This is a genomic window from Blautia sp. MSK17_66, from assembly GCF_020538025.1.
In the GTDB taxonomy this organism is placed as follows: domain Bacteria; phylum Bacillota; class Clostridia; order Lachnospirales; family Lachnospiraceae; genus Blautia_A.
This window is the reverse complement of the sequence record NZ_JAJBNQ010000007.1, coordinates 49,045-61,541: the sequence shown is the minus strand read 5'-3', so window position 1 is coordinate 61,541 and position 12,497 is coordinate 49,045. Positions and strand designations below refer to the sequence as shown.

13 protein-coding genes and 2 riboswitches are annotated in these 12,497 nt (G+C 43.4%); of the genes, 11 read left to right on the top strand and 2 right to left on the bottom strand.

Features of this window, described 5'->3' with window-relative positions:
- Positions 1 to 230 precede the first annotated feature (230 nt).
- From rpsB to LIR34_RS05175, 11 genes are all read left to right on the top strand, one after another.
- Entirely contained in the window at positions 231 to 959 is a 729-nt protein-coding gene (gene rpsB / locus LIR34_RS05225) for a 30S ribosomal protein S2 (protein ID WP_161285266.1), read from the top strand.
- 30 nt (positions 960 to 989) lie between these two features.
- Entirely contained in the window at positions 990 to 1,928 is a 939-nt protein-coding gene (gene tsf / locus LIR34_RS05220) for a translation elongation factor Ts (RefSeq protein WP_173902175.1), read from the top strand.
- Between the two features lie 187 nt (positions 1,929 to 2,115).
- Positions 2,116 to 2,346 (top strand): helix-turn-helix transcriptional regulator, encoded by a 231-nt coding sequence (locus tag LIR34_RS05215; protein ID WP_173902213.1) that lies wholly within the window; start codon positions 2,116 to 2,118, stop codon positions 2,344 to 2,346.
- Entirely contained in the window at positions 2,336 to 2,839 is a 504-nt protein-coding gene (locus LIR34_RS05210) for a gamma carbonic anhydrase family protein (protein ID WP_173902176.1), read from the top strand. The genes LIR34_RS05215 and LIR34_RS05210 overlap by 11 nt, the downstream gene beginning before the upstream one ends.
- Positions 2,840 to 2,895: 56 nt before the next feature.
- On the top strand, positions 2,896 to 3,387 hold the full coding sequence (locus LIR34_RS05205; RefSeq protein WP_173902177.1) for a GNAT family N-acetyltransferase: 492 nt from the start codon (positions 2,896 to 2,898) through the stop codon (positions 3,385 to 3,387).
- 151 nt (positions 3,388 to 3,538) lie between these two features.
- Positions 3,539 to 4,882, top strand: a complete 1,344-nt coding sequence (locus LIR34_RS05200) for an MATE family efflux transporter (RefSeq protein WP_173902178.1) — start codon at positions 3,539 to 3,541, stop codon at positions 4,880 to 4,882.
- 177 nt (positions 4,883 to 5,059) lie between these two features.
- Complete coding sequence (locus LIR34_RS05195; protein WP_173902179.1) at positions 5,060 to 5,542, top strand: LeuD/DmdB family oxidoreductase small subunit; 483 nt, start codon at positions 5,060 to 5,062, stop codon at positions 5,540 to 5,542.
- 2 nt (positions 5,543 to 5,544) lie between these two features.
- A complete protein-coding gene (locus LIR34_RS05190) occupies positions 5,545 to 6,795 on the top strand; it encodes a 3-isopropylmalate dehydratase large subunit (RefSeq protein WP_161286345.1) in 1,251 nt (416 codons plus the stop codon).
- 194 nt (positions 6,796 to 6,989) lie between these two features.
- The gene (locus LIR34_RS05185; protein ID WP_173902180.1) at positions 6,990 to 7,481 is read left to right on the top strand and encodes a LeuD/DmdB family oxidoreductase small subunit; all 492 of its coding nucleotides are present in this window, start codon (positions 6,990 to 6,992) and stop codon (positions 7,479 to 7,481) included.
- 13 nt (positions 7,482 to 7,494) lie between these two features.
- Positions 7,495 to 8,739, top strand: a complete 1,245-nt coding sequence (locus LIR34_RS05180) for a 3-isopropylmalate dehydratase large subunit (protein ID WP_161286347.1) — start codon at positions 7,495 to 7,497, stop codon at positions 8,737 to 8,739.
- Positions 8,740 to 8,828: 89 nt separating this feature from the next.
- Positions 8,829 to 8,910: riboswitch (glycine riboswitch) on the top strand.
- 2 nt (positions 8,911 to 8,912) lie between these two features.
- Positions 8,913 to 9,012: riboswitch (glycine riboswitch) on the top strand.
- Positions 9,013 to 9,164: 152 nt separating this feature from the next.
- Positions 9,165 to 10,580, top strand: a complete 1,416-nt coding sequence (locus LIR34_RS05175; RefSeq protein WP_161286348.1) for an alanine/glycine:cation symporter family protein — start codon at positions 9,165 to 9,167, stop codon at positions 10,578 to 10,580.
- A gap of 99 nt (positions 10,581 to 10,679) precedes the next feature.
- Here the strand turns inward: LIR34_RS05175 and LIR34_RS05170 are convergent, their stop codons facing one another.
- Both LIR34_RS05170 and LIR34_RS05165 read right to left on the bottom strand, forming a co-directional pair.
- Entirely contained in the window at positions 10,680 to 11,342 is a 663-nt protein-coding gene (locus LIR34_RS05170; protein WP_173902181.1) for a hypothetical protein, read from the bottom strand.
- Between the two features lie 75 nt (positions 11,343 to 11,417).
- Positions 11,418 to 12,296, bottom strand: coding sequence for an aldose 1-epimerase family protein (locus LIR34_RS05165; RefSeq protein ID WP_173902182.1), 879 nt, complete (start codon positions 12,294 to 12,296; stop codon positions 11,418 to 11,420).
- Positions 12,297 to 12,497: the final 201 nt, after the last annotated feature.

Here is a 12,497-nt window from a genome sequence, read left to right as displayed (position 1 = left end):
CTTCCACCGTAAACAGTTACAATATCACAAAAAGTTAACAAAAACTGCGAAAACCCTCTTTACACAGAGGGTTTTCTTATGCTATACTCTAGAAGTTGCAATGTGTGCAGAGACACACAAATAAAAAGTCACGTACAGAGATTCCGATGGATGGTGCCCTTACAGTGTGAGGTTGGGTCCGGATAGAAAGTGATCTGTGCGGAAGAATTTAACCAAAAAGGAGAAAAATCATGAGCGTTATTTCAATGAAACAGCTTTTGGAAGCAGGTGTTCATTTCGGACATCAGACAAGAAGATGGAACCCTAAAATGGCTCCGTACATCTACACAGAAAGAAATGGTATCTATATCATCGACCTTCAGCAGTCTGTAGGTATGGTTGACGATGCTTACAATGCAGTAGCTGATATCGTAGCTAACGGCGGAAACATTCTTTTCGTTGGTACTAAAAAACAGGCTCAGGATGCTATCAAAGTTGAAGCAGAGCGTTGCGGACAGTACTATGTAAACGAAAGATGGCTTGGAGGTATGCTTACAAACTTCAAGACAATCCAGAGCCGTATTGCAAGACTGAAAGAGATCGAAGCTATGGAAGCTGACGGAACTTTCGAAGTACTTCCAAAGAAAGAAGTTATTGAATTAAGAAAAGAACTTGCTAAACTGCAGAAAAACCTTGGCGGTATCAAAGAGATGAAACGTCTCCCAGACGCAATCTTCATCGTTGATCCTAAGAAAGAAAGAATCTGCGTTCAGGAAGCTCATACATTAGGTATTCCGCTTATCGGTATCTGCGATACAAACTGTGATCCGGAAGAACTTGACTATGTGATCCCGGGTAACGATGATGCTATCCGTGCCGTAAAACTGATCGTTTCCAAAATGGCAGATGCTGTTATCGAAGCAAATCAGGGAACAACAGAAGCTGAAGAAGCAGAAGTTGAAGAAGCTACAGAGGAATAATTAATTTAATAATTCCAGGAGGAAAATACAATGGCTATTACAGCAGCTCAGGTAAAAGAATTAAGAGAACTGACCGGTGCCGGAATGATGGATTGTAAGAAAGCTCTTACAGCTACAGATGGCGATATGGACAAAGCAGTAGAATTCCTGCGTGAAAAAGGTCTTGCTACAGCTCAGAAAAAAGCAAGCCGTGTTGCAGCAGAAGGTCTTTGCAAGACTCTCGTTACTGAAGACGGTAAGAGCGCAGTTGTTGTAGAAGTTAACTCTGAGACAGACTTCGTTGCTAAAAACGAAAAATTCCAGAGCTATGTTGCAGACGTTGCAGCACAGGCACTTACTACTTCCGCAGCAGATATCGATGCTTTCCTTGCTGAAGCATGGGCACTTGATACAACCAAGACTGTAAAAGAAGCTCTTGCAGCTCAGATTGCAGTTATCGGCGAGAACATGAACATCAGAAGATTCGCTCAGGTGAAAGAAGACAACGGTTTCGTTGCTTCCTACACACATATGGGTGGAAAGATCGGCGTTCTTGTAGACGTTGAGACAGATGTTGTTAACGATGCGGTTAAAGAAATGGCTAGAAACGTAGCAATGCAGATCGCAGCTCTGAAACCGCAGTACACAAGCGACAGTGAAGTAAGTGCTGAGTACATCGAGCATGAAAAAGAAATCCTTCTTGCTCAGATTCAGAACGATCCTAAGGAATCCCAGAAACCGGAAAAGGTTATCCAGGGTATGATCACTGGACGTATCAAGAAAGAACTCAAAGAAATCTGCCTTCTTGACCAGGTATACGTTAAAGCAGAAGACGGAAAACAGTCCGTTGGTAAATACGTAGAAGAAGTTGCAAAAGCAAACGGCGCTAAGATCACAATCAAAGGTTTCGTTCGTTACGAGACAGGTGATGGTATCGAAAAACGTCAGGATGACTTTGCAGCAGAAGTTGCAGCTCAGGCTGGAATGTAATCACTGATCTGATTTAAATCAGAATATTTCAATCCCCCGAAATTCGGAAACATTTTACAAGAGTGTCGATTTCGGGGGATTTTTTACGTAACTTATAAAAGATTCACAGAATCGGGTGCAGGTTCTGAATTTTCAGGAGGAGTCTGTAAGGATGTGTAGTGCTGCAGGACTTCAGAAGCAGTCATAGATTCCAGTTTATGAAGAAATCCATATTTCACCGGGTGCTTATCTCAAAGAATACCGCCTGCAGATGGCGTGTACGATGCTTAGAAATACATCTGAGACGATCACGACTGTTTTGCAGAACTGTGGTTTCCATTCTGTCAGCTATTTCGGTAAAGTTTTCCGCAGCCAGATGGGGTGTACGCCATATGAATTTAAAAATAAGATCGGGGGAGGAAAATACAATGAATTATAAAAGTGTAAAAATATCAGAAGATGCGAGGATCGCGAAGCAGTCCGTGATCACAGGAGATGTGATGATCGGACGTGACAGCTGTGTGTTTTATTTTGCTGTGATCCGTGGGGATGAAGCTCCAGTGGTGATTGGAGAAGAATCAAATATCCAGGAAAACTGTACGGTTCATGTGAGCCGTAACATGCCGGTTCGTATCGGAAATAATGTTACAGTGGGGCACAATGCAGTGATCCATGGCTGCACGATCGGGGACAGGACACTGATTGGAATGGGTGCAGTGATCCTTGACGGTGCAAAGATTGGAAATGACTGTATTATAGGAGCAGGAAGTCTTGTGACAAAGAATACTGTGATACCAGATGGTTCCCTTGTGATGGGAAGCCCGGCAAAAATCAGACGGAATCTTACCTGGGAAGAAAAACTTGGGATTCTCGAGAACAGCAAAGAGTATGTGAATGTATCCAGAGAGATGCAGAAACAGGGTGTGCTGTAAGCCCGACTGCTGAAGAAATCCAAAAACCAGTAGAATAAAACAGATGGAGAAAACAAATGCAATATATAATAAGAAAAGCAACAGAACAGGATCTTACGAGAGCACGGGAGATATATGGAATTGCACGAAATTTCATGAGAGACAATGGTAATCTTACACAGTGGGGCGAAGGAGATGAACCGGAAAATCTGACGGAAGATGATATCCGACAGGGAAATTTATATGCACTGACAGACAATGCCGGGGAGATTCATGCAGTATTTGTATTCATGATAGGAGAAGACTCGACATATCTGAAGATTGAACAAGGAAACTGGATATCAGCTGAGCCATATGGTGTCGTACACAGAGTGGCAAGTGACGGAAGCGTTCATGGTGTTCTGGGACGGATCATGGATTACTGCAAAGGACAGATGCCGCATCTCAGGATAGACACACATGAGGACAATAAAGTAATGCAGCATGTGATTGAAAAATGTGGATTTGTACGATGCGGAATCATTTATGTGTCGGATGGAACACCACGAATTGCATATGAATGCAGATAAGGGGAAGAGGTTACTATTCAACTGTAACGGGAAGCAGACATGACCGCTTTGTTTTTGTATAAAAACTTGCATTCTCTTAATGGAAGGAAGATAATGACATAGTCGGCAGGAATGTCGGCTTTTGAAAATTTATCTTGGGAGTTGAGGAAAAATGGAACAGCAACAGCATATGTTCACGAACCGCATGATCAGGAATCTTCTCATTCCGGTTGTGCTGGAACAGTTGTTGAATTCGATCATGGGAACTGCGGATACCATGATGGTAAGCAATGTCGGTTCGGCGGCAATCTCAGCAGTATCGCTGGTAGACTCGATCAATGTGCTCGTCATTCAGGCATTTTCCGCACTGGCGGCAGGCGGCGCGATCGTCTGTGCACAGTATATCGGGCAGAGAAACAAAGAAAAAGCAAACGAATCTGCAAGACAGGTGTTGTTTATCATAACAGCTATTTCGGCAGCAGTAAGTCTGATTTGTCTTGTTTTCCAGAAACCACTTCTCAGGCTGATCTTTGGTTCAGTAGAAGCAGAAGTTATGAGAGCATCGGAAACTTATTTCTTTTACACGGCTCTGTCATTTCCGTTTATTGCAGCTTATGATTCGGCAGCATCTATTTTTCGGGCGCAGGATAATACAAAGGGACCGATGCTTATCTCCATGATCTCAAATGTGATGAACATTGCCGGAAATGCGGTTATGATCTGGGGCTTTCATATGGGAGTGGCGGGAGCGGCACTCTCTACACTGATCTCCCGTGTCTTCTGTGCAGTCGTAGTACTGATCCAGCTCAGAAAAGACCGTCAGGAGATCGTAGTGCGTGATTATATCAGAATCCGTCCGAACTGGTCTATGATAAAACGTATCCTTGGAATAGGAATTCCATCCGGTGTGGAAAACAGTATGTTTCAGCTTGGAAAGCTGGCAATCCAGTCTACAGTTTCTACGCTGGGAACAGCGGCGATCGCAGCACAGGCAATGACAAATATCCTGGAAAATCTAAATGGTATTGCAGCAATCGGAGTCGGAGTTGGTCTGATGACGATTGTCGGACAATGTCTTGGTGCAGGAAGACAGGATGAAGCAGTCTATTACATAAAAAAACTCTGCGTGATCGCAGAAGTTATTATCATCATAAGCTGTCTTGGTGTATTTGCACTGACAAAACCAATCACAATCCTTGGTGGTATGGAAAAAGAAAGTGCAGATATGTGTTTTCATATGATGATGTGGATCACAATTGTAAAGCCGCTTGTATGGATTATGGCATTCATACCCGGATATGGGCTTCGAGCTGCCGGCGATGTAAAATTTTCCATGATCACATCCTGCTGTACGATGTGGGTCTGCAGATTTTGTCTGTGTGTATTTCTTATCAGAAGACTGGGATTTGGACCTATGGGAGTCTGGATCGGTATGTTTGCAGATTGGACAGCGCGAAGTATTATTTTTACATGGAGATTTCACAGCCGCAGATGGCTGCAGCATAAAGTAATATAAAGAGCGTATAATTTACAAGGTCTGGCTTTCGCGATAGAACATGAGGTGAAGGTCAGGCTTTTTTATAATATTTCGCATCGAATGCATAATTCTTATAAATATCCATTTTGCTAATGGTGGATTTTGTGGTAGAATAGAGAGAAAATGAATACTTATACATAGAGAGGAGTCATTATTATGGAAAGAGGAACAATTTTTAAGTTTCATAATGATCTTGATACAGATCAGATCATCGCATCCCAGTATCTGCTTCTGCCGAACCTGGATGAGATGAAAGACCATGCATTTGAATCACTGGATCCTGATTTTGCCAAGAAAGTAAAACCAGGAGATTTCGTGGTAGGTGGTGAAAACTTTGGCTGTGGTTCTTCCAGAGAGCAGGCACCGGGAGTTCTCAAAGCTCTTGGCGTTCAGGCAGTTATCGCCAAATCTTTTGCAAGAATTTTCTTCAGAAATGCGATCAATATCGGACTTCCGGCAATTGTCTGTAAAGATCTTCCGGATGATGTCAAGACCGGAGATTCCATGGAACTTCATATGTCCGACGGTACAGTCACTGCAAATGGAAAGACCTATACCTGTACCAAGCTCCCAGAATATATGCAGGGAATTCTGAATCAGGGCGGTCTGATCGCTTCACTGAACAAGGAGGAGAAATAACCATGGGAATGACAATCGCAGAAAAAATCATCGCAGCAGCGGCTGGTGTAGACAGCGTAAAGCCAGGTGATATCCATACCGTACAGCTTGACCGTCTGATGAGCAATGACGGAACCACTCATCTGACTGTAGATATGTACAAAAACAAACTGAACCATCCTCATATTGCAGACACAAAGAAACTCGTTTTTATTGTTGACCATAATGTACCGTCTGACTGCCCGAAGACAGCGGCATCCCAGAAGAAGATGAGAGATTTCGCAAAAGAAAACAACATTGATTTCTGGGAAGGCAAAGGAGTCTGCCACCAGGTTATGATCGAGAATTATGTTCGCCCGGGTGAACTGATCTTTGGTGCGGACAGCCATACCTGTTCTTATGGTGCACTTGGTGCATTTGGTACCGGTGTCGGATGTACAGACTTCCTCTATGGAATGGTGACAGGAACTTCCTGGGTACTGGTTCCTGAATCTGTAAAGTTTAATCTGACAGGAAAGCTTCCGGAAGGTGTTACCGCCCGTGACCTGATCCTTACCATTATTGGTGAAGTAGGTGCAAACGGATGCAACTATCAGGTAATGGAATTCACCGGAGAAGGTGCAAAAACTTTAAGCATCAGTGACCGTATGACTCTCTGCAACATGGCAGTAGAGGCAGGTGCAAAGACCGGTATCTTTGAAGCAGACGAAAAAGCAATGGAATACCTCAAAGAACATGGACGTGAGCCAAAAGCTGTATTCCACAGCGATCCGGATGCAAAATATATAAGAGAATACACCTTTGATCTTTCAAAAGTCCGTCCGGTAGTTGCAAAACCGGATTTTGTAGATAATGTTGTACCGGCAGAGGAAGCATGCGGAATCGAAATCAACGAAGCTTTCCTTGGATCATGCAACAACGGACGTATCGAAGATCTGCGTGTAGGCGCCGAGATCATCAAAGGAAAGAAAGTATCAGACAAAGTACGTTTCCTCGTTGTTCCGGCAAGCCAGACTATCTACCGTCAGGCGTTGAAAGAAGGACTGATCGACATCTTTATGGAAGCAGGCGCTATCGTGATGAATCCGAACTGCAGTGTATGCTGGGGAAGCTGCCAGGGTGTCATTGGAGAAAATGAGGTTCTGATCAGCACAGGAACACGTAATTTCAAAGGACGTGCAGGACATCCGAGCTCAAAGGTATATCTTGGCTCTGCAGCAACTGTTACCGCATCTGCTATTGCAGGAAAAATTGCACTTCCATCAGAAATCTGATCACAGCACAGAATCATTATATGTAATTATTCAGAAGGTAGTATCCCGCGAGGTGTTTTGGCATGTTTTTTGCCAAAATCCCGAGACATACAAGGCAAAATGCCATCACCGAAGGTGATTTGGAATGCATTTTGACTCATAACTGTGAGGGTACTGAACAGTTATCATTATATTTAGTGAGGTATATACGGATTATGGAAAAGTTTACAGGGAAAGTATGGGTGCTTGGTGATGATATTGATACGGATATCATCATTCCGACCGAGTATCTGGCACTCAAAACAATTGATGATATGAAACAGTATGGATTCAGTCCGCTCCGTCCGGAGCTGGCAGGACAGATCCAGAAAGGTGATATTATTGTTGCCGGCAAAAACTTTGGCTGCGGTTCTTCCAGAGAGCAGGCACCTGAGATCATCAAGGCACTAGGAATCCAGTGTGTCATTGCAAAATCATTTGCAAGAATTTTCTTCAGAAATTCAATCAACAATGGACTTCTTTTGATCGAACAGCCGGATCTTCACGATGATATGAAAGAGGGAGATACCGTGACGGTTGTTATGAATGAACATGTGGATTACAATGGAAAACAGTATCCGATCGCTTCTCTGCCGGAAAATCTGATGAGCATCATCCAGGCCGGTGGACTTGTAAAAGCCATGCGTAAACTGAATGGACTGGACTAAGGAGGAAAAGCAGATGGGCGAAACAGTTATCGAAAAGATTATAAGAAACAATGTGGGTCATGCCGTAAAACCAGGCGATATTGTAACTGTCAATGTAGACAGAGTGATGATCCATGATATTTTTATTCCATTTGTTGCAGAGAAATTCGAAGAAATGGGATTTCAGAAGCTCTGGGATCCGGATAAAGTAGTTCTGATCTATGATCATCTTGTTCCGGCGAGTCAGCTTGATGACACCAGACATTTCCATGAGGGAGATGCTTTTGCAGAAAAATATGGAATGAAAAATGTTCACAGAAGTGATGGGATCTGCCATCAGTTAATGACAGAAGCCGGCTATGTAAAACCGGGAAATATTGTATTTGGTACAGACAGCCATACTACCACATACGGATGTGTCGGTGCGTTTTCTTCCGGTATCGGATACACAGAGATGGCAAGTATCCTCGGAACCGGAACCATGTGGATCAAGGTTCCGGAGACCATCAAAGTGGTGATCGACGGGGAACTCCCAAATAATGTTATGTCGAAGGATGTGATTCTTCGGCTGATCGGTGATCTTGGAGCAGACGGAGCTACTTACCGTGCACTGGAGTTTACAGGAAGTGCAGTAAAGAATATGTCAGTGGCGAGTCGTATGACGATTGCAAATATGGCGATTGAAGCTGGGGCAAAATGTGCACTCTTTACTCCGGATGAAAAAACAGCAGAATATTGTGAAATCGAACTGAATGAATTTCAGAAGAGTCTTGTCGGGGACGAGGATGCAAAATATCTCAAAACAGTGACTTATCGTGCAGAAGATCTTGTTCCGGTCATGGCATGCCCGTCTCAGGTAGACAAGATCCGTGATGTCAGTACACTGGAGGGAACTGAGATCGATCAGGTATTTATCGGTTCCTGTACAAATGGCCGTCTGGAAGACCTTGCAGCGGCAGCTGAAGTCCTCAAAGGAAAGAAAGTTGCTGACTATGTAAAACTGATCGTTACACCGGCAAGCCGTAAAATATACAGACAGGCTATTGAACTTGGAATCCTGGATACTCTGGCAGAAGCAGGTGCAATGATCACACATCCGGGATGTGGACTGTGCTGTGGACGAGCAGGAGGTATTCTTACGGACGGAGAGCGTGTTGTGGCAACAAATAACCGTAATTTCCTTGGCCGTATGGGAACTTCCAAGGTGGAAATTTATCTGGCATCACCGAAAACAGCAGCAGCATGTGCAGTAGCCGGAAAGATCGTCAGCCCGAAATAAAAAATTTTTCAAGGGGGAAGAATATTTTTTCCCTCTTGACATCATGGGAATTTAGCACTATAGTATAACGCAGTAACAGCAATAACGAGGTGAAGTTTGCAGGAAAGAGGCTATGGCCCACCGAAGGAGTAAAACTCTCAGGTATCCGTTTTGTCGGACAGAAACTGTAAATGGATCGTATCTCTGGAGACACCTGTTTTGATACAGGGGCCGAAGGTGCAAGCGACGCGCAAGCGTTTTGAATCTCTCAGGCAAAAGGACAGAGGATGCTTTTTATAATTACATCCTGATTTTATTCTTTTATTTATTCTATTTTTATTGTCTGATTATTTTTGATTCTCAGCCGTTCAGTGGAGGACGATTCTTATCTTTATTTTCCCCTTTTTATAATGCTGAAAAATACATATAAAGGAGAACTTTTTGAGATGTGGGAAGCAATCAATAATTTCTTAGTTGCAGTGGATGACAAGGTCTGGGGAGTGCCGCTTATGGTATTGATCATTGCCGGCGGTGTTCTTCTTACATGCAGACTTGGACTGCTCCAGGTGCGTCGTCTTCCACTGGCACTGAAATGGATGTTTAAGAACGAGGAAGAAGGCGACGGTGAGATTTCCAGTTTTGCTGCGTTATGTACAGCACTGAGTGCAACCATCGGTACAGGTAATATCGTTGGTGTTGCAACAGCAGTTTGTGCCGGAGGTCCGGGAGCACTTTTCTGGATGATCGTAGCAGCATTCTTTGGAATGGCAACCAAGTATTCCGAAGGTCTGCTGGCAGTTAAGTACCGTGTGGTCGCAGCAGATGGACACAGTCTCGGAGGACCATTCTACTATATCGAAAAAGGTATGGGAACAAAATGGAGATGGCTCGGTAAGATTTTTGCTTTCTTTGGTGTTTGTGTAGGTCTTTTTGGTATTGGTACATTCAGCCAGGTAAATGGTATCTCAAGTGCAGTACAGAACTTCTTTGATCCAAACAAAACAAACTGCATCAACATCCCGTTTCTGGGTGAATATTCTGTAGCAGTTGTTATTTCTTCTCTGATTCTGGCGTTCTGCGTGGCAGCGATCCTGATCGGAGGACTGAAAAGAATTGCAACAGTAAGCCAGATCATCGTACCGTTTATGGCAGTGATCTATATTGTGCTCAGTGTGACACTGATCATCTGTAACATCACAGAAATTCCGGCAGCAGTTGTAACGGTTGTAACAGCAGCATTTAACCCGAAAGCAGTTACAGGTGGTGTGGTTGGTTCCATGATCGTAGCAATGCAGAAAGGTGTTGCACGAGGAATCTTCTCCAACGAAGCAGGTCTTGGTAGTGCACCGATCGCAGCGGCAGCAGCTCAGACAAAGGAGCCGGTACGTCAGGGTCTGGTCAGCATGACAGGTACCTTCATTGATACAATCCTGATCTGTACCATGACAGGTCTTTCCATTGTACTGACAGGTGCATGGCAGGTAGAGGGAATTGAAGGTGTGCAGGTTACTACCTATGCATTCCAGAACGGACTTCCGCTTCCACAGAAACTGACAGCATTTATCCTGATGCTCTGTCTGGTATTCTTTGCATTTACAACAATCCTCGGATGGGATTATTACAGTGAGAGATGTCTGGAATATCTGACCAACGGACATCAGAAGAAGATCATTGTGTATCGCTGGTTATATATTCTTGCAGTATTTATCGGACCATATATGACTGTAAGTGCGGTATGGACCATCGCAGATATCTTCAATGGTCTGATGGCGATTCCGAATATGATCGCACTGTTTGTACTGAGTGGTGTTGTTGTAAAAGAAACAAAAGCATTCTTCAAAGCAGAGAAACATAAAATGTAAATAGAAATTTCGAGAATAAATATATAAGCAGAATCAACTGTTGTATAGAAAAAGCCCATGAACTGTAAAATAACAGTCCGTGGGCTTTGTTTTCTGATGTTATTTCATATCTGCCAGGGCTATAAATGGGATCCTGGTATATTCATAGTTATCCATGATGGAATAGGCATCAGATTCTGAGATGGTTACGCCGTTTGCAGAGTCTGCCGTGTTGAAAGACCATGGATTCTGTGGATTTTTCTCCGAATCGTAGACAACAGATTCCTTTAAGTTTAACTGTCCGTCTGTATAAACATAATATTGTCTTACAGAGTTAAACGCACTGCCGGAGCCCTCATTTGCTATTGTGTTGTCTGTACATAAGTAATACCGGTCACGTTCGCCGCTGGTAGTGACAAGGGAAAGTCTTCCGTTAATAAGGGTATACATATCAAAGAACATTTCCTCATAAGTATCACTGCCATCATCCAGTGCACCTATAAAAAGTTCGGCAGTACCATTGTTATCAATATCCTGGAGGAAGTAGCCTAATTTGTTGATGTCTGCATAATATCCTGCCAGATAACAGAGATTCTGCTCCTGAAACTGACCGATATTCCAGCCGGCGGCAGCACCGTCATAATATTTCTGAACGATGTCCTTATATTCCGGATAATCAGCAAGTGTTAAGGTATCATCAGCTGCATAAACGGAAGTAAGGCTTCCGGATGCAAAAATCATGGATGCGGATAAAATACAGCAGATAAAAGTTTTCTTTTTCATGTTCAACTCTCCTTAAAAAGTATTTGTATGGATGATAATTCTATTTTATCTTATGGCCAGGAAAATCTGTGTTTTTTATTTAACAGAGATCATATAAGACTGATCAAAAATTTCATCTGGTTTCAGTTCATTGATGTTTGGTTTCTGAGATAATTCTTTATCGTATCCTGTATTATCGCAGCGGCCCATCCATGGTTCCAGGCATACGAACGGAGCACCAGCAGCGGACCAGATGCCGAAGTTGGGGAATCCATCACAGCTGATCTCTACATAAGGAGTTCCATCCGGAAGGGCAATCCCGGCTTTTGTAATCTGACCGTTGTCAAAGACCAGAGCATCGTGGTCAAACATGTGCTCATCGATCGGGCAGGAGTTATTTTCAAGATGAAGAGTATAGGTTGTGTCAGGAATGACAGTGCCGTATTCTGGATTGAGCAGGTGGTAGCTCAGTTCTTTTGCTCCATTAAAGGTGAGGTGATACTGGCTTTGTACGGTATCAGGGAGGACCGGTACGTTAAAGGCTGGATGCGCACCGATCGTGAAGTACATGGTTTCCTGAGATTTGTTTACAACTTTCCAGGAGACGGTCAGATCACGTTCGTTAAGTGTATGCGTGATGTAGAGCTGGAAGATATATGGCCAGTGTTTGAGAGTTTCTTCGGTGGATTCCAGCAGATGTGTAACGGATGTATCGGTCTTGTCCGTGCAGATAAACTCCATATCGCGGGCAAATCCGTGCTGACCGGAAGTATAAGATCTGCCATTGATCAGACAGTGGTCTTCATAATAGCGTCCGACATTCGGAAAGAGAACCGGAGCATGGCGCTTCCAGTAAGCAGGATTGGCATTCCAGAGTACCTGGCGGTCGTTTGTCTTATCGTAGATTTCTGACAGTTCAGCACCGTGATCGGCGATTTTGATACGAAGCTGGTCGTTTTCAAGTGTGTGTATCATAGAAAAACCTCCATAATAAATATTTGATTTAGGGTAACTGTGAGGGTACTGGACAGTTACGGTTTGAAGTAAGTATAGCAGAAATTATGCAGGATAACGACAGAAAAAGAAAAAATTTTCCGGATATTTTTCCGGGAAAAAACAGTATTTAATTTTGCTGCAAAATGTGATATAGTTACTTGCATAGTACCGGTCTGGTGC

Excerpts from the sequence above, each read along its gene's own strand:
- LIR34_RS05185 (WP_173902180.1), top strand. The coding sequence starts at position 6,990 with ATGGAAAAGTTTACAGGGAAAGTATGGGTGCTTGGTGATGATATTGAT.
- LIR34_RS05165 (WP_173902182.1), bottom strand. The coding sequence starts at position 12,296 with ATGATACACACACTTGAAAACGACCAGCTTCGTATCAAAATCGCCGAT.
- LIR34_RS05190 (WP_161286345.1), top strand. The coding sequence starts at position 5,545 with ATGGGAATGACAATCGCAGAAAAAATCATCGCAGCAGCGGCTGGTGTA.
- LIR34_RS05195 (WP_173902179.1), top strand. The coding sequence starts at position 5,060 with ATGGAAAGAGGAACAATTTTTAAGTTTCATAATGATCTTGATACAGAT.
- rpsB (WP_161285266.1), top strand. The coding sequence starts at position 231 with ATGAGCGTTATTTCAATGAAACAGCTTTTGGAAGCAGGTGTTCATTTC.
- LIR34_RS05180 (WP_161286347.1), top strand. The coding sequence starts at position 7,495 with ATGGGCGAAACAGTTATCGAAAAGATTATAAGAAACAATGTGGGTCAT.
- LIR34_RS05200 (WP_173902178.1), top strand. The coding sequence starts at position 3,539 with ATGGAACAGCAACAGCATATGTTCACGAACCGCATGATCAGGAATCTT.
- LIR34_RS05210 (WP_173902176.1), top strand. The coding sequence starts at position 2,336 with ATGAATTATAAAAGTGTAAAAATATCAGAAGATGCGAGGATCGCGAAG.
- LIR34_RS05205 (WP_173902177.1), top strand. The coding sequence starts at position 2,896 with ATGCAATATATAATAAGAAAAGCAACAGAACAGGATCTTACGAGAGCA.
- tsf (WP_173902175.1), top strand. The coding sequence starts at position 990 with ATGGCTATTACAGCAGCTCAGGTAAAAGAATTAAGAGAACTGACCGGT.
- LIR34_RS05175 (WP_161286348.1), top strand. The coding sequence starts at position 9,165 with ATGTGGGAAGCAATCAATAATTTCTTAGTTGCAGTGGATGACAAGGTC.
- LIR34_RS05170 (WP_173902181.1), bottom strand. The coding sequence starts at position 11,342 with ATGAAAAAGAAAACTTTTATCTGCTGTATTTTATCCGCATCCATGATT.